Annotated in this window: 12 protein-coding genes; 5 read left to right on the forward strand and 7 right to left on the reverse strand. The window is 63.2% G+C overall.

The annotated features are described in order from the left end of the window. Positions 1-54 precede the first annotated feature (54 nt). Positions 55-2,391: a xanthine dehydrogenase family protein molybdopterin-binding subunit gene (locus UP09_RS28885; protein ID WP_044541755.1), complete on the forward strand. Its 2,337-nt coding sequence runs from the start codon at positions 55-57 to the stop codon at positions 2,389-2,391. Here UP09_RS28885 and UP09_RS28890 read toward each other — a convergent pair. From UP09_RS28890 to UP09_RS28915, 6 genes are all read right to left on the reverse strand, one after another. Next, on the reverse strand, positions 2,388-3,893 hold the full coding sequence (locus UP09_RS28890) for a tripartite tricarboxylate transporter permease (protein ID WP_044541756.1): 1,506 nt from the start codon (positions 3,891-3,893) through the stop codon (positions 2,388-2,390). The genes UP09_RS28885 and UP09_RS28890 overlap by 4 nt on opposite strands. Positions 3,894-4,051: 158 nt before the next feature. After that, a complete protein-coding gene (locus UP09_RS28895; RefSeq protein WP_044541757.1) occupies positions 4,052-4,594 on the reverse strand; it encodes a tripartite tricarboxylate transporter TctB family protein in 543 nt (180 codons plus the stop codon). Between the two features lie 74 nt (positions 4,595-4,668). Continuing rightward, positions 4,669-5,772, reverse strand: a complete 1,104-nt coding sequence (gene mtnA / locus UP09_RS28900) for an S-methyl-5-thioribose-1-phosphate isomerase (RefSeq protein WP_044541758.1) — start codon at positions 5,770-5,772, stop codon at positions 4,669-4,671. After that, entirely contained in the window at positions 5,769-6,644 is an 876-nt protein-coding gene (locus UP09_RS28905; protein WP_044541759.1) for an S-methyl-5'-thioadenosine phosphorylase, read from the reverse strand. The genes mtnA and UP09_RS28905 overlap by 4 nt, the downstream gene beginning before the upstream one ends. Positions 6,645-6,792: 148 nt before the next feature. After that, positions 6,793-7,740 carry a Bug family tripartite tricarboxylate transporter substrate binding protein gene (locus tag UP09_RS28910; protein WP_044541796.1) on the reverse strand — a complete coding sequence of 316 codons (948 nt, stop codon included), beginning with the start codon at positions 7,738-7,740 and terminating at the stop codon, positions 6,793-6,795. A 247-nt stretch (positions 7,741-7,987) separates the two neighbouring features. Then, positions 7,988-11,899: a beta strand repeat-containing protein gene (locus UP09_RS28915; RefSeq protein WP_082070327.1), complete on the reverse strand. Its 3,912-nt coding sequence runs from the start codon at positions 11,897-11,899 to the stop codon at positions 7,988-7,990. 865 nt (positions 11,900-12,764) lie between these two features. Here UP09_RS28915 and UP09_RS28920 point away from each other — a divergent pair. The 4 genes from UP09_RS28920 to UP09_RS28935 all read left to right on the forward strand — a co-directional run bounded on the left by UP09_RS28920 (position 12,765) and on the right by UP09_RS28935 (position 15,655). Then, positions 12,765-13,088, forward strand: a complete 324-nt coding sequence (locus tag UP09_RS28920) for a PadR family transcriptional regulator (RefSeq protein ID WP_044541798.1) — start codon at positions 12,765-12,767, stop codon at positions 13,086-13,088. After that, positions 13,088-13,660, forward strand: a complete 573-nt coding sequence (locus tag UP09_RS28925) for a DUF1700 domain-containing protein (protein ID WP_044541760.1) — start codon at positions 13,088-13,090, stop codon at positions 13,658-13,660. Before UP09_RS28920 ends, UP09_RS28925 begins: the two co-directional genes overlap by 1 nt. 33 nt (positions 13,661-13,693) lie before the next feature. Continuing rightward, positions 13,694-14,620: a GIN domain-containing protein gene (locus UP09_RS28930; RefSeq protein ID WP_044541761.1), complete on the forward strand. Its 927-nt coding sequence runs from the start codon at positions 13,694-13,696 to the stop codon at positions 14,618-14,620. 108 nt (positions 14,621-14,728) lie between these two features. Then, the gene (locus UP09_RS28935) at positions 14,729-15,655 is read left to right on the forward strand and encodes an alpha/beta hydrolase family protein (protein WP_349643934.1); all 927 of its coding nucleotides are present in this window, start codon (positions 14,729-14,731) and stop codon (positions 15,653-15,655) included. Positions 15,656-15,661: 6 nt separating this feature from the next. Here UP09_RS28935 and UP09_RS28940 read toward each other — a convergent pair whose 3' ends face one another. Then, the gene (locus UP09_RS28940; protein WP_044541763.1) at positions 15,662-16,363 is read right to left on the reverse strand and encodes a glutathione S-transferase C-terminal domain-containing protein; all 702 of its coding nucleotides are present in this window, start codon (positions 16,361-16,363) and stop codon (positions 15,662-15,664) included. Positions 16,364-16,436: the final 73 nt, after the last annotated feature.

Below are 16,436 nucleotides of genomic sequence, written 5' to 3' on the forward strand. Positions count from 1 at the left end.
GCTCGTGAGCGGCTGCAATCCAACGAGCACGCGCCTATCGGATGCGACCGTCCCATGACCGAACCTTTGTTGGGGCGCAGCATCAACCGCCTCGAAGACGAGCGCTTCGTGAGAGGTCGCGGCCACTACATCGCCGATCATGCGGCGCCAAACGCACTTCACGGCATGGTGGTGCGCTCGATCCATGCGCACGCGCGCATTGTTGCTGTTCAGAGCGAGTCGGCCAAGCAAATACCAGGCGTTGTGGTCGTGCTCACCGGAATGGACATGGCTACCGACGATATCGGCTCGCTGCCTTGTGCGGCGACCCATATTCCGATGACCACGCCGCTCGTGATCCCGCCGTATCACGCGCTGGCGCGTGATACGGTTCGCTATGTCGGCGAGCCCATCGCCTTCGTGGTCGCGGAAGACGCCGAAAGCGCGCGCGACGCCGCCGACGCCGTCGTCGTTGACTATCAGCCGCTGCGGCCGGTGATCGCGTTGGCCGATGCGGTTCTGCCGGAAACCCCGCGCATCTGGCCGGAGGCCACCAATAACATCGCATTCCAGTTCAACCGCGGCGAGATTGGCCCGGTCGAAGCAGCGATCCGCAGCGCCGCCCATATTGTGGAATGCGAATTGATCAACAACCGCGTCGTGGCCGCGCCGCTGGAAACACGCGGCGCGCTCGGCGAATTCGACGCCGCCAGCAACCGTATGCACCTGACCGCCTCGGCCGCCGGCGCGCATGGGATCCGCGACCAGCTCGCCGACTCCGTTTTTCGCATCCCGCGTGAAAAGCTACGCGTCAGCATTCCCGACGTCGGCGGCGGTTTTGGGATGAAGAACGTGCTCTATCCGGAATGGGTGCTGGTGCTATGGGCAGCACGTCGCCTCGGCCGTCCTGTCAAATGGATCGGAGACCGCAGCGAGGATTTCCTTGCCTCCGCGCATGGCCGCGACAGCATCGCCCACGCCCGCCTGGCGCTCGATCGCGATGGCCGGTTGCTGGCGCTCGAAACCAGGGTGCTGGCCAATCTCGGCGCCTATGTCTCGACGGTGGCGCCTCTCGTGCCGACCATGGCGATGGCGAGCGCGATGGGCGGCGTCTACGACATCCCGCTGATCGCGTTCGAGACGAGAGGCGTGTTTACCAACACGACGCCGGTCGACGCCTATCGCGGCGCCGGCAAGCCCGAGGCGAATTACCTGATCGAGCGCCTGATCGACATCGCCGCCGCCGAGCTCGGAATGGATGCGCTAGAACTGCGGCGCAAGAATATCTTTCGTCGCTTTCCGCATCCGAGCGCAATGGGGCTTACGGTCGAACAAGGCAGCTTTGCCTACTCGATTGATCACGCCGTCGCCACCACGACCGGATTTGAGGCGCGCCGGAAAACTTCGCGCGCGCGCGGACTGCTGCGCGGGCTCGGCTATGCCTGCTTTCTCGAAACCGCGCGCGGCCAGCCCAATGAGATGGCCGAATTGGGTTTCGGCGAAGACGGCCGGATCGATCTGAAAGTCGGCACGCACTCCAACGGCCAGGGCCACGAGACCACCTACGCCCAGATCGCAGCCGACGCGCTTGGCCTGCCGATCGAGCGATTTCGATTCCGACAGGGCGACACCGACGATCTCGACCGCGGCGGCGGCCATGGCGGCGCACGTTCCATGCACCAGGGCGGCACCGCGCTGGTGATGGCGGCCGAAGGCATGATCGAAAACGGCCGAAAACTCGCGGCGCGGCTGCTGCAGACTACCGTCGACGCTGTCCATTACGAGGCGGGCATACTGCGGGTGGCGACGACCGGCCAGGAGATCAGCCTCGACGATGCGGCGCGAGCCTCGTACCAGATGCCCCGCGACGAGTTCGCGCCGGGCCTCGTGTACCAGGCAACCCACCTCTGCGACCGCTACACCTTTCCCAATGGCTGCCATGTTGCCGAAGTCGAGATCGACCCCGCGACCGGTCACGTGACGCTCGACCGCTATTCCATCTTCGATGACTACGGTCGCCTGCTCGATCCGCGCCTGACGCTGGGGCAGGTTCATGGCGGCGTGGTTCAGGGGATCGGCCAGGCGCTATTCGAGCACGCCTGCTTCGATGGGGAGACCGGCCAGATTTTGACAGGTTCGCTGATGGATTACGCGCTGCCCCGCGCCGGCGATATTCCTTCATTCGAGGGCCGGCTGACGTCGGACTTTCCGAGCCACGCCAACCGGCTGGGCGTTAAAGGAAGCGGTCAGGCCGGCGCGATCGCGGCACCCGCCACCATCATGAACGCCGTGATGAACGCACTGGGGCCGCTTGGCGTGCGCCATCTCGACATGCCCGTAACGCCCTGCCGTGTCTGGCACGCGATCCAGATGGCACGGGGCCGCTCGAATGAACAAGCGGCCCAAATCTAGCTTCGTCGCAGCAGCCGTCCGACGCTGCCCACCGCCCTGTCGATCAGGGGCCAGAACAGCAGCGCTATCGCAAGCGTCGTGATCGAGCCGACCAGACCGTTCGACCAGAACACCGTCATGTCGCCACCCGATCCAATCATCGACAATCGAAACGCGTCCTCGGCGCGGCTGCCGAGCACCAATGCGAGCGTGAATGGCGCGAGCGGGATGTCGATCTTCTTGAAGACATAGCCGACGACACCGAAGCCCAGCATCAGCCAGATGTCGAACATCGCATTCTGGATCGCATAGGCACCGATCGCGCAGGACACCACGATCATCGGCGCAACGGCCGCGAAGGGCACACGCAGGATCGAGGCAAAAATTGGGACGGTGGTCAGCACCAGCACCAGGCCGACGACGTTGCCAAGATACATCGAAGCGATCAGGCCCCAGACAAAGTCCTTGTGCTCGACGAACAACAGCGGCCCGGGATTGAGGCCCCACACCATCAACCCGCCGAGCAGGATCGCCGCGGTACCGGAGCCGGGAATGCCGAGCGCGAGCATTGGCAGCAGCGCGGCGGTGCCCGAGGCATGCGCCGCGGTCTCCGGCGCGAACACGCCTTCGATACGGCCTTTGCCGAAGCTTTCCGGGTCCTTGGAAAAGCGCTTGGCGAGATTGTAGCCCATGAACGAGGCCGCGATCGCGCCGCCCGGCGTAATGCCGAGCCAGCAGCCGATGAGGGACGAGCGCAACAGCGTCACCCAGTATTTCGGAAGGTCCTTCCACACCGAGAGCACCACGCGCAGGCTGATGCCGGCGGCGTGTCCGCGCAGCGCCAGACGTTCTTCCATGGTCAGCAGGATCTCGCTGATGCCGAACAGACCGATCACAGCGACAAGGAAGTTGATGCCGCGAAGCAGGTCGGCCGAGCCGAACGTCATGCGAAGCTGGCCCGACACCGTGTCCATGCCGACGCCGGCGAGCAGAAGCCCGAGCGACATCGAGATGACAGTCTTGTGCTTGGCTTCACGGCCGAGCCCGACGAATGAGCAGAAGGTCAGGAGATAGACGGCGAAGAATTCCGGCGGACCGAACTTCAGCGCAAACGACGAGATCATCGGCGCCAGGAAGGTGATCAGGAGCACAGCGACCAGCGAGCCGATGAAGGACGAGGTGAACGCCGCGGTAAGCGCTTCGGCCGCCCGGCCCTGTTGCGCCATCGGATAGCCGTCGAAGGTGGTCGCGACCGACCAGGCCTCGCCGGGGATGTTGAACAGGATCGAGGTGATGGCACCGCCGAACAGCGCACCCCAATAGATGCATGACAGCATCACGATGGCCGAGGTCGGGTCCATCGTGAAGGTCAGAGGCAGCAGGATCGCAACCCCATTCGGTCCGCCTAGCCCGGGCAGCACGCCGACGAAGATGCCGAGCACGAGGCCGACCATCATCAGCAGCAGAGTTTTCCAGGTCAGCAGGACGGCAAAGCCGTGCAGCAAGAGACCGAAGGCTTCCATTACTTGTTCCCAAACATTTCGTCATTGCGAGGAGCCAACGGGTCCGGCCTTCGGCCGGCCCGATGACAAGCTCCGCGACGAAGCAATCCATTCTTCCTTCGCCGCGGCATGGATTGCTTCGCTTTGCTCGCAATGACGGGACGGGTCATGCCGATCGCTCAGTAGCCGAACGCCGCTTCGAGCGGGCCCTTCGGCATGATGACGTCGAACGCGATGTCGAAGGTCACGAACATCACGGCGGTGAAGATGAAGGCGGTCGAGAGCGACTTCCACAGCGCGATCTTGCCGACCAGCCGCATGAAGCCTGCGATCAGGAGAAAGCTCGCGACATACAGCCCGAGGAACTGCGTGGCGAGGCAGAACAGGAATGTCGGCACGAACACGGCCATCACCCGGCGAAGCTGGGCGCGGGTGACAAAGGTTTCAGCGGCTTCGCGGCGCGAGACAAATGCGACGCCGAGACCGTAGAGGCTGGCGGCGCCGAGGATGACCGAGAGATAGAACGGAAAATAGCCCGCTTGCGGTCCGGTCGAGTCCCATGACGCGCCGGCGCGCCAATTGTCCCATCCGAGCAATATCGCGAGCGCAAGCAGCAGCAGCGACACGACGACGTCGACAACGCCGGTACTGACGACCGCAGGCGAGTTGGCCTCGGGCGCGGTCGGATCGTCGACGACGATTTCAATATCAGTCTTGGACATAGATCGGAAGAATCCGCGCTAGCGAGGGCGAGGACTTGGATAGCGTGCCGATACAATCGACGTCAATGCAGCCTTCAGCCGGCGGCAGAGCGTTCGGGAAACGCACTCGCAAGTGCAGCACGGTCCGCCCTGAGCACACCGCGCTCGGTGATCAATCCGGTCACCAGCCGCGCAGGCGTCACGTCAAAGCCGAAATTGGCGACCGGCGAACCGTCCGGGACCACGCGCACGGTCTCGATCCGTCCATCCGCGGTGCGCCCGGTGAGATGCGTCACTTCGCTCGCCGCGCGCTGCTCGATCGGAATCTGCCTGATGCCATCATCGATACTAAAGTCGATGGTCGGCGACGGCAGCGCAACATAGAACGGCACGCCATTGTCGTGCGCGGCGAGCGCTTTCAGATAGGTCCCGATCTTGTTGCAGACGTCACCATTGGCCGCGACCCGATCGGTCCCGACGATGGCCAGATCGACCATGCGATGCTGCATCAGATGACCTCCGGTGTTGTCCGGGATCACCGTATGCGGCACGCCGTGATGACCGAGTTCCCACGCGGTGAGCGAGGCGCCCTGATTGCGCGGACGCGTCTCGTCGACCCAGACGTGAACCGGAATGCCACGATCATGCGCCTGGTAGATCGGTGATGTCGCCGTTCCCCAATCCACGGTTGCAAGCCAGCCGGCATTGCAATGCGTCAGGAGGTTGACCCGTTCACCCGGCTTCTTCGTCGCTGATATCGCCTCGATCAGGCCGAGGCCGTGGCGGCCAATGTCTCTGTTGATCTCCACATCTTCGTCGGCGATCTCACGTGCGCGGGCGTAAGCCGCCTCCGCGCGCGCCGCGGCCGGAAGCGGCGCAAGCGCGTGCTGCATCTCGTCGAGCGCCCATTTCAGGTTGATCGCCGTCGGCCGGGTCGCGATCAGCATCTTGCCCGCGCGCTCGAGTGCCGCGTCGGAGGCATCGTCATGCATCGCGAGCGCCATGCCGTAGGCGGCGGTGGCGCCGATCAGCGGCGCGCCGCGGACCAGCATCGAGCGGATCGCCTCGCCGGCCTCGTCAGCAGTCGTGATCCTGGTGACGATGAACTCGTGCGGCAGCCGCCGCTGATCGATCGCGCCGACCGACCAGCCATCGGGCTCGAGCCAGATGCTGCGAAAATGCTGTCCGTCGACCTTCACGACCGCAACACCCGTCCGGCGACGGCATCGAGCTTCCCGAGAAGCTCCGGATCACGGGCCTCGGGCGCCGTGATCAGCGCGGTATCCAGTGCGCGGTCGGAGCCGATCGGACACGGCTCGTGCTGGCGCGGGAGATCCTGCGCCAGACGTGCAACCAGCGTCTTTGCCTTCTCGGCATTCGAGCTCAGTACACGGATGATATCCTGCACCGTCACCGCATCGTGGGCTGGGTGCCAGCAATCGAAATCGGTGACCATCGCCACACTGGCGTAACAGATTTCGGCCTCACGGGCGAGCTTGGCTTCCGGCATGTTGGTCATGCCGATCACCGAATAGCCCTGCGCCTTGTAGGTCAGGCTTTCCGCCAGCGAAGAGAACTGCGGCCCCTCCATGCAGAGATAGGTGCCGCCGCGCGCGAAATTGATGGCCTCGGCTTCGGCTGCAGCCCCCAGATGCGCTGCGAGAAGCGGCGATACCGGATGCGCCATCGAGACGTGCGCGACGCAACCTTTTCCGAAGAACGAGCTCTCGCGCTTGTGGGTGCGGTCGACGAACTGGTCGACCAGCACGAAGGTGCCCGGCGGCAACTCTTCCTTGAATGAGCCGCAAGCGGACAGCGCGACCAGGTCCGTGACCCCTGCCCGCTTCAAGACGTCGATATTGGCGCGGTAGTTGATGTCGGACGGCGACAAGGCATGCCCTTTGCCGTGCCGCGGCAGGAACACGATCGGCAATCCCGCCATCTCGCCACGCCGCAGCGCCGCCGACGGCTCGCCCCACGGGCTCAGAATCGTCTCCTCGCGGACGTCTTCCAGACCCGGCAGGTCGTAAATTCCGGATCCGCCGATGATCCCGAGAACGGCTTTGGTCATGATCGCTCCTCTCGGTCGTGCGGCGGCGATAGCCGATTGGGCACCCCGCACGCTCGACCATAATGCGGCGCAATAATCACCGCGTGTCGGCGAGTTGCAAGGCCATTCCGCGCTGAAGGTAAAGCGATTGCCGCCATGGCGGGGCCGGCTATTTTGCGACGAATCCCGCTTCGTTCATCAGCGTCGCGTTAAGCTTGTCGTCGTCCTCGAGGAACTCCAGCATGTCCTTGCCGGTGAGGAAGATCGGCTTCAACGCCTGCTTTTCCATGTAATCCTTGTACTCGGGCGTCTGCGTCACTTTCTGGAACAGGTCGGCATAGAACGCCTGCTGCTCGGGGGTGACCTTGCCGGGCAGGAACATCGCGCGCAGCATCAAATACTGCACGTCGAGCCCCTCTTCCTTGCAGGTCGGGATATCGTTCCAGGACTGCGTCTCGGTGACCTTGGTCTTGTAGGCGATGCGCTCCTTGTCGAACACGCAAAGCGCGCGGACCTGGCCGGCACGCCAGACCTCCAGGTTTTCGCTGGGGTTGTTGACGTTGGACTCCGTGTGGCCGCCGACCAGCTGGGTCGCAGCCTCGCCGCCGGACTTGTACGGCAGATAGGAGAATTTCGCGCCGGTCTTCTGTTCGACGAAAACGGTCAACACGTGGTCCTCGCGCTTGGACCCGGTGCCACCCATCTTGAACGGCGCGCTGGCGGCCTTCGCCGCCGCGATGAAGTCCTTCACCGTCTTGGGGCCCGACGCATTGTCCCAAAGCACGAACTGGTCGAGCGCGATCACCGACACCGGCGTAAGCTCGTGCCAGTCGAACGGAATCTTGGCCGACAGTGGCAGCATGTAGATCAACGAATAGGCGATCAGCACCTTGTTGGGATCACCCTCGCTGGACTTCATGTACATCAGCGCTTCCGCACCCGACGCGCCGCCCTTCAGCGAGACCACGATCGGTTGCTTCATCAGATTGTTCTTCTGGATCGCCGCCTGCATCATGCGCGCCATCTGGTCGGACGCGCCGCCCGCGCCGGCCGCGACCACGATCTCGACCGGCTTGCTCGGCTCCCAGGCGGCGAAGGCCGGCGTGCTGAGCAGCATCGCGGCAATGGCCGCCGTGGTTTTCACAATCTGTCCCACGTGTTTCTTCCCTATCTATTTGTTCGGGTTGATGAAACCCGCAAGAATGGCCGGTTGCCGTCATTGTGCGGATAATGCCGGTGAGTTCAAGCTGCGAACTACCGCATCGCGCATGACTTTGGAATGAGGTTGATGCGCAAGTTCCGGAATCAAAAAAGCGCGGGCTCACAGGAAGCCCGCGCCTCGATGTCGGCTCAATCGCGTCCGGTTACACGACCAGGATGTCGTGCGGATGGAGGACCACGCCCGCCTGCACGCTCGCCACCGCGATCGCGGAGGCCTGCGTTCCATCAGCACTGAAATAGAGCGTCTGGTTGGCGGTATCGAAGTGCAGCTCGGCACCGGAACCGGAGAACAGATTGTCAGCGGAGGTCTCGAAGGTCGACGTCACATCCATATTGGCGCTGAGGCCGCCGCCAAATCCGCTGGCGGAAATGGCGATTCGATCGTGCTCGGTGGTGTTGTTGAAGTCGGTGATCACGCCCGGCCCGTCCGTCGAATGCAGGAACGCGAAGGTATCGTTGCCGCTGCCGCCGGTCATGACATGGCTGCCGGCATTGCCGATCAGGATATCGTTGCCGGCGCCGCCGTTCAGCGTTTCGTTGCCGTTGGTCGCGATCAGGATGTCGTCTCCGCTGGTGCCGGTGAGCGCCGTCGCCGAAGCGGCATTGTTGGTGACGTTTGCAGTGGCTGAATTGCTGGTCGCATGACCGTCCGATGACGTATAGGTGAACGAGCCGCCAGGCGTAGAATCATCGGTGAAAAAAACGTCAGCCCCGCTCAGCGTGGCGCTTCCGCCCGAACTCGAACCGACACCGTTGACGAAGAGATGGTCGGTCGTATCGGGATCGGTGTTGTTGGCCGCAATTGCCCATCCCGGAATATCGACGGTGCCGTTGGCATCGACATCGGTGACGATGTTCTCGCCGACCGCAGTCGGCGCATCGTTGGTGCCGTTGATGGTGACGGTCACGTCCTGCATCGTCGAGCCGCCATGATTGTCGGCCACGGACACCAGGTAATCCTGGGTCAGGGACTGGCCCTGCGCCAGGAACTGGATGTCCGCATTGTTGACCGTGAAGTGCCAGGCGACCGATCCGCTGCCCGACGCCTCCGTGACCGGATCAAGCGAGAACGTGCCGACATAGCCGCTCGTCACCGGCGCGAAACTGGCGGTATGGATGTCGCCCGTTTCGGCGTCGGAAAACGAAATCGCGCCGGAGGTCTGTTCGGTCGGCGGTCCCGACGCCGCGGCGACGCTGACGGAATCGAGGATCATGCCGTCGGAATCGTCGGTGTAGGTGAATTGCAACGGCGTGGCCGAGGCCGCCCCATCGCCGACGACGTCGAATGCATAGTGATTGACGCCGGCGGGCACGTTGCTGAGCGACAGCAGGGACAGGCCATCCCAGGTCACCGAGAGCGGGCTGTCGACGCTCTCCGGATCGCCGATGACGTCGAAGCTGATGAAATAGTGCTGGCCCGGCGTCGTCGCGATGTCCTGCGACAGCGTTTCGGGAACGTTGGTCGGCGCGAGTTGCACCGAGTAGTGCCCAAAACTGCCCCCGAACTCGTACTGCTGGACCTGGATATGCGAGCCGCTGGTGGTCCAGCCGGTGAGATCGCCGGTTTCGAAATCGCCGTTGATAATGGCCGGCGGACCCGCATCCTCCGTCACGGCGCCACTGGCGCTTGCCGCGGTGACGATCGGATTGTCGTTGGCACCCGATATGTTGAAGGTCAGCGTGGTCGTGGCCTGATGACCCTCGCCGTCATCGACCGTGTAGGTGAATTGATCGGTGACATGGTCACCTGCCTGCAGGGCGTCGACCGACGCGTTTGCCACGTATGAGTAGACGCCGTCAGGACCGAGGATAAGCGAGCCACAGGTGCCGGCGACCGCTATGCCGACATTGGCCGCGCTGCCGTTGACCTCCGCGATCGTCCGTGGCGTGCTCGAATCAACCGGGTGCGAGACATCGGAAATCTGGCCGCTGGCAATCGTATTGCCAGCGTCGGTGCCGGCCGTGTCTGTCGCGTCGACCGCCACCGGCGTCACCGACAATGGATCCGCCGCACCGTCGATCGTGACCGTGACGGTCTGGGTCGAACTGGTCGACCCGTCGGCGACCGTGACATCGTAGCTCACGGTCAATGTCTCGCCGGTGCTCAGGAAATCCAGGTCGCGGTCCGGAATGCTGAAGGTCCAGTCGAGTGACCCCGTGCCCGAGCCGGTTGAATCGTGCAGCGTGGTGGCCAACGCCGTCTGCAGGTCGGCGAAAGTATCGGCCGGCAGGAAGCTTGGATTGGCGGACCAGGAGGCGGAATCAAATGCGACACTGACCGAGTGGACGTCCGACAGGTCGGCGTCGGTGAAATTCAGGGTTGCCGGGCTTGTCATGTCGGGCACGCTTGAATTGGTCACCCCCGGCTGCTCGGCGAGCGACGCATGCTCCGGTGCGCTCGCCATCGTCACGGGGTCGTTGGCGCCGGTGATGACCACCGAGACCGTCTGGGTCGAGCTGGTCGAGGCATCACTGACCTTGACGTTGTAGTTGACGGTCAGCGTTTCGCCGGCGGCAAGATAGTCGAGGTCGCGGTCGGGAATCGCGAAATTCCAGTCGATGCTGCCGTTACCGCTGCCGGTGGAATCGTGCAAAGCCGTCGTCAAGGCGGTGGCAAGATCCGCCTGCGTCGCAGCCGGAACGGTTCCCCCCGACGTCGAGGCCAGCGTCACTGCGACCGTATGTGTGTCGTTGGTGTCGGGGTCGGTGAAGGCGAGCGTCCCGGCCGGCACGGTCGGCGTCGTGTCAGGGGTCGCGGAACCGGTGGTGTTCGCGAGCTCGGACACTGTGGACGATTCCGCCGCGCTGGTGATCACCACGGGATGGTTGGTGCCGAGAATCGTCACGGTGACGTTCTGCGTGTCGGTTGCCCCGGACGGGTCCATGACGGTGACGTGATAGACCAAAGTCAGCGTTTCGCCGCCGCTGAGGAAATTGGTCTCACCATTCGGCAGCGCGAAACTCCAGGAGATATCTCCGAGAAGGTGGCCCGTCGAATCCGGGCTGAGCGCGGTCCCGAACGCTGCCAGCAACGCAGCGTTGTCGAGCGGGATCGAGCCGCCTCCCGAACGGGCGGCGGACACCGTGGTCGAGACCGTATGGGTGTCCGAGAGGTCGACATCGCCGAACACGAGATCGCCATGGGACGTCAGATTGCCTGCGGGACTGACGTTTTGGCCCTCGACCAGATGGGCGGATTCCGCGGGCGACAGGAACACCGGCTTGTCGTTGGTGCCGACGACCGTCACCGTGACGGTCTGCGTCGAGATCCCGCCAGCATGATCGTCGAGCTGGACGGTGTAGGTGATGTTGAGATGCTCGCCAGCCGCGAGGTAGTCAAAGGCCAGGTCCGGCGCCGAGAACGTGGTGTTGATCGTGCCGGCGCTGGAGCCTGAATTCTTGATGACGTTGTCGACGTTGTAAAACGACATCAATTCGCCGGTCCCGAGCGAGCCCGGCAGCAGGCCGGACGTATTGCCGGAGGCGCTGGCTGCGATGACGGTCGCGGTTTGACCCGTGTTGGTGAGGTCATCGTCGGTGAAGTTCAGCGCGACGTGAACGGTATCGGGCGAGAGCGACAGCGTCTGGTTGGCCTGCTCGGTGACGGTCGCAACCGTCGACATGTTGATGACCGGCTTGTCGTCGGTGCCGGTGACAGTGACCTTGACCGTCTGGATCGTCGAGCCGCCGTGATTGTCCGAGACCGTGATGTCGTAGGTCAGAACCAGGGTCTGGTTCTTGGACAGGAAATCAAAATCGTCGTCGGCGTCGCTGAACGACCATTTCAGGGAGCCCGAGCCGCTGTGATCGCTGGTGATCTGGGACGTCATCGCGGCCTGGAAATGCGTCAGCGAAGCTGCCGGGATGATCGAGCCGCTTGAAAGCACTGCCGAATGAAGGGTGGCCGCGGTTGTGTGAGTGTCGCCGTGGTCGGCATCGGTGAAATTCATCGTGCCGGACAATTGATGCAGCGCGGTGGAATCGGTGGTGTTGGCGAATTCCGTAAAGCTGCCGGACGCGGACGAGGACGTAAAAACCGGAATATGATTGGTCATAGAAAACCCCTGCGTGCGTTGACACATGCGCTGCAGCAAGCCTGCTGCAGCGGCGTAACGATCAGCCCTGGATTGTTCGCAAACCGCGTTCGGCGTCAGAAATGGTGATTGGCAATGGGTGCCGACGCGGTCGACATCGTCGAAAAAATTAGCAGTGTCGCTTCTCAGTTTGATGACCTGTGGCTGCAGCCGCAGTCACAAGCAGATTCGAAGACACGTTTGATTCGAAGACACGCCGATTGAACGGTCGCTATTGAATGGTCGCGTGAAAAACAAAAAGACAACGAGCAACAACCGGAAACGATCATAAGCTTGAGGTTGTAATGGCGTCAATACGAACGTGTTGTGCATTGAACCTTCGCCGCGCGACGCGCACTAAGACTTGGGTAGTCAGGTCAATCGCGCGGTCGGTGGAACATTCGCGTTTTGTGAAACAGCGAATTCAGGCTGAAGTGGGCGATCGATATCGTCGATGGAACACAGGATTTAATCCATTCCGATTCCACACAAAAATAGCTGTCCCGACCGGCTGCGAGCCACCAGCTCCGCGAAGCAATCGTCATTTATCCGCTCGCGGTGACGCTGTCTGAGTGGCGTGCGCCCGCCCCTCAATCGGGTGAGACGGACAGATCTACACACTGATTCAACATTCCGATCAACGGAAATAACTTTAGCGCCAGTGCCTGCCACGTCGGGCAAGTCGGCGCCTGGGGCGCACGCTCACAAAGCCCCGATGCCTGCTTGGCCGTCATCGCTCTGGCTGCGCTCGTGATCTCCGCGGGACTACCTCTCATAAACTAGTACCTTGCTATAACAGATACCTTGCAATATGCTTTCTCCGAACCAGGCCAACCGCGCGGCTGCCATGACCGAACCGAACCAGATCCAGCTCAAGAAAGGCGCGCTCGAATTGTGCGTGCTGGCGCTGCTGGCGCGCGGCGAGAGCTATGCCTACGAGATTGCCAGCGCACTCGCGGCCGGCGTCGGCATGGGAGAGGGAACGATCTATCCCCTGATGCGGCGCATGCAGGACGACCGACTGGTCGAAACCCGCCTCGCTGAATCGAACAGCGGCCCGCCGCGCAAATACTATCGGCTGACCCCGGCCGGCCGCGCTGCCTTTGCAGCGCAGAAACGCGAGTGGCGGACGTTCACCGACGCCGTCAACCAGTTGCTGGGAGAACGCTGATGAACCGCGTTGCCTTCTTGACCATTCTCAATGATGGGCTCGCCGGACTTCCGGCGCGGGAGATCGACGATATCCTCGCCGACTACATGTCCTATTTCGACGAAGCCGAGGCCTCCGGGCGAAGCGAGGCCGAGGTGGCTGCGGCGCTCGGCGACCCCCGGCGGCTAGCGCGCGAACTGCGCGCCGAAACCGGGCTGCGCCACTGGGAAAATCATCGCAGCCTGCGCAATTCCGGGGTCGCCCTGCTGGCGCTGGGCGGATTGGCAACAGTCGACATTCTGTTCCTGCTGCCGCTGCTGTTCGCGGCGATGCTGATCATGCTGGTGATGGGCCTCATCGTCGTCGCGCTCGGCATCGTCGGCATCGGATTGCTGCTGAGCCTCGTCAAGCTCGGGCATTTCGCCTCGATCGCCGCGATGCTGCTGCGCGCGGTCGCCGGCATCGGGCTGATCGCCGGCAGCGTCGGGGGCGGCGCGATACTACTGCTGGCGCTCAACAGCGCAGTGAAGATGCTCGGGAATTACGCCCGGCTGCACTACCGGCTGCTCAAGCCGGAACAAGATTTAGCCTAACAGGACTTGGCCTAACAAGGTAGGAGGTGCGTCATGAACAGACGTCTTGCGGGGATCGCGGCGGTGTCACTGAGCATTGCAGCGGCGTGCGCGATCATCACGGTTCTGATTTCGGCTACGGACTGGATCGACGGCGATTCCCGATCCTGGGCCGGGACGTTGCGCGGCTGCGCGGCGCTGCCATCGGCGAAAACGGCCGGTTCGGGCGAGCGCCGCACCGTCGATCTCGGGTGGCTCGGCAGCGACGTCGTCAAGATCAAGATTCCGGCGCAGGTGCATTACCAGCCCTCACCCAAGCCGCAGGCGAGCGTCAGCGGCGACGCCGACCTGATCAGCCATGTCCGCCTGCGCGATGGCACGCTGGAGTGGGACACGGTGGAGTGGGACCGCCTGGTCGACTGTTTTCCGGCGGGCGATCTCGTCGTCCAGTTCGCCGGCCCCGCGGTCACGGCATGGACGTTGAACGGCTCGAGCGAACTCGACCTGTCCGACATCAAGCAGGATGCGCTGCGCATCACCCTGCACGGCAGCGGCACTGTGACGGCAAGCGGCGAGGCCAAGGAGGTATCGCTAGAGTCCGCAGGCTCCGGCCGCGCCGACCTCGGCCGGCTCGTCGCCCAGAAGACCAGCGTGAACATGAAGGGCAGCGCGGATCTGAAGCTCGCCGACATCAAGCAGGATGTGCTGCGCATCACCATGCACGGCAGCAGCGTCGTCACCGCCAGCGGAGCGGCCCGCGAGGTGTCGCTCGAGTCCGCCGGCTCCGGCCGCGCCGACCTCGGCCGGCTGATCACCGAACGAGCCAGCGCGCAAATCCACGGCAGCACCGACGTCGACCTCGCGCCGCGCCAGGATGCCGATATCTCGGTTTCCGGCAGTGCCGTCGTGAAACTGCATGGCGCCGTGGCGCGGATCAATTCGCACGTATCCGGTTCAGGAGAGATCAAGCAGCTGCCGTAGGCTGGTTGCAGTCGAGCAGCCCTGCGCAACGCGGAGGAAACGCCGATGCATGCTTCCAACCAAGTTTGCAGATTCCTGGCCGCGATCGGATTCTGCCTCGCGGCAACGTTGGCGCAGGCCGCCGGCCTGCGATCGATCGATATTCCCGCTGACGCCGATGGTCCGGCCATTCACGGCATGATCTGGTATCCTTGTGCCGAAACGCCGGGAGAGATTCATGCCGGCGCGTTCATCTTGCCGGGGGTGAAGGATTGCCCGCTCGCAGGGGACCACCTGCCGCTGATCGCCGCGTCCCATGGGCAAGGCGGCACGTTTTTCGTCAATCACGACACCGCCGAGACCCTCGCCGACAACGGCTTCATCGTCGCAGCCATCAACCACCCCGGCGATACCGCCCGGGATCTAAGCCGCTCCTCCGGCGACCTCTCGGTCTTCGTCGAGCGGCCCACCGACATCAAGCGCCTGATCGACTTCATGATCAGTGCGTCGCCGTTCGCCGCAAAGATCGGCCAGGACAGGATCGGTTTCTTCGGCTACTCGCGCGGTGGCTATACCGGGCTTGTGTTGCTCGGCGCCAATCCGGATTGGGCCGGAGCGGCCACGAGCTATTGCCGGCAAAGCCAGCTACCGCTCTGCAAAGAGATTCTCGGCGGGAAATACCCGTCGCAGCCGCTCACGCACGATCCGCGGATCAAGGCCGCGGTGCTGGTCGATCCGCTGGTGATCTTTTTCTCCGCCGAGAGCCTGGCGCCGCTCAAGGCGCCGGTTCAACTCTGGGCATCGGAACACGGCGGGTACGGCGTGCTCCTCCACGACATCGCCGCTGCGGACGCAAACCTTCCGGTCGCACACGACTATCGCGTGGTTTCGAACGCCGGGCATATGGCCTTTTTCCTTTGTCCGCCGGCGCTGGTCGAAGCGCGGTCCGAACTCTGTGTGGACGCGCCGGGCTTCGACCGCGCCGCGTTTCACGCAGAGTTCAACGCCGACGTGCTCGCATTCTTCCGGAAATGGCTGGTCCGGCCCGCGGAGTAAGGCCGACTACGGTGACGGTGCACTGACTGCAGCGTGGATGGTACGGCAATGTTGTGCCAGCCCCTCGTGCGAGACTACGAATCTCTTCAACGGCGTCTCTATGTCGTAGAAGTAGATGTTGGCGACGAAGCCATATATGCCGGCGTCGATGGCCGTCGGTCTGTCGCCGTGCACATAGCCTTGCCGCGGGATCAAGTTCGCGAGTGCGGCGAGATCGGCGAGCCCGCGGGCCATCGCGGCGTCGGCCTCGAAGCGGCCGATGCCTTGGTAATAATAGCGCTGAGCGTTGAACTCCTTGGCCTTCATCAACCCGTCATCGGTGAGGCTCGGATGCTCGCGCTTGAGCGCATCGCGGAACTGGGGCCAGTAGCGCTCGTCCTTCCAGCGCGAATAGGACATCACCCAGTAGAGATCATCGAGCGTACGCGCGATGAGGAGATTGGTCGTGCGCTGCGCCGGCGTCAGCGCCAAATCCAGCGTCACGCCATATTTTTCGGTGATATAGGCGAGGATGGTCTCACTATCGCCGACGCTGTCATGGCCGTCGACGATATAGGGCAACTGCTGGCGCGGCGCCTTCGATGCATCAAAGATGTGTTCGTGCCGAAACGGCACGCCGGCGAGCTTCAGAAAAGCGAATACCTTCAGACCGTAGCCATTATTGTCGGCGACGCCGAACAACGGCGGATAGGAATAGAGCGTGAGCATGGTGGCCCGTCACGTTCAAGATGGCTGCAGGCTACTTCAAAATTGGTCGGTCGGAAAATGTGCGCGCCCGGAA

The sequence above is a fragment of the Bradyrhizobium sp. LTSP885 genome (assembly GCF_000938305.1).
GTDB lineage: Bacteria > Pseudomonadota > Alphaproteobacteria > Rhizobiales > Xanthobacteraceae > Bradyrhizobium.

Bases quoted from the DNA above. Each gene is read 5' to 3' on its own strand.
- UP09_RS28895 (WP_044541757.1), bottom strand. From the start codon at position 4,594: ATGTCCAAGACTGATATTGAAATCGTCGTCGACGATCCGACCGCGCCC.
- UP09_RS28905 (WP_044541759.1), bottom strand. From the start codon at position 6,644: ATGACCAAAGCCGTTCTCGGGATCATCGGCGGATCCGGAATTTACGAC.
- UP09_RS28940 (WP_044541763.1), bottom strand. From the start codon at position 16,363: ATGCTCACGCTCTATTCCTATCCGCCGTTGTTCGGCGTCGCCGACAAT.
- UP09_RS28925 (WP_044541760.1), top strand. From the start codon at position 13,088: ATGAACCGCGTTGCCTTCTTGACCATTCTCAATGATGGGCTCGCCGGA.
- UP09_RS28885 (WP_044541755.1), top strand. From the start codon at position 55: ATGACCGAACCTTTGTTGGGGCGCAGCATCAACCGCCTCGAAGACGAG.
- UP09_RS28915 (WP_082070327.1), bottom strand. From the start codon at position 11,899: ATGACCAATCATATTCCGGTTTTTACGTCCTCGTCCGCGTCCGGCAGC.
- UP09_RS28890 (WP_044541756.1), bottom strand. From the start codon at position 3,893: ATGGAAGCCTTCGGTCTCTTGCTGCACGGCTTTGCCGTCCTGCTGACC.
- UP09_RS28920 (WP_044541798.1), top strand. From the start codon at position 12,765: ATGACCGAACCGAACCAGATCCAGCTCAAGAAAGGCGCGCTCGAATTG.
- UP09_RS28910 (WP_044541796.1), bottom strand. From the start codon at position 7,740: ATGCTGCTCAGCACGCCGGCCTTCGCCGCCTGGGAGCCGAGCAAGCCG.
- UP09_RS28930 (WP_044541761.1), top strand. From the start codon at position 13,694: ATGAACAGACGTCTTGCGGGGATCGCGGCGGTGTCACTGAGCATTGCA.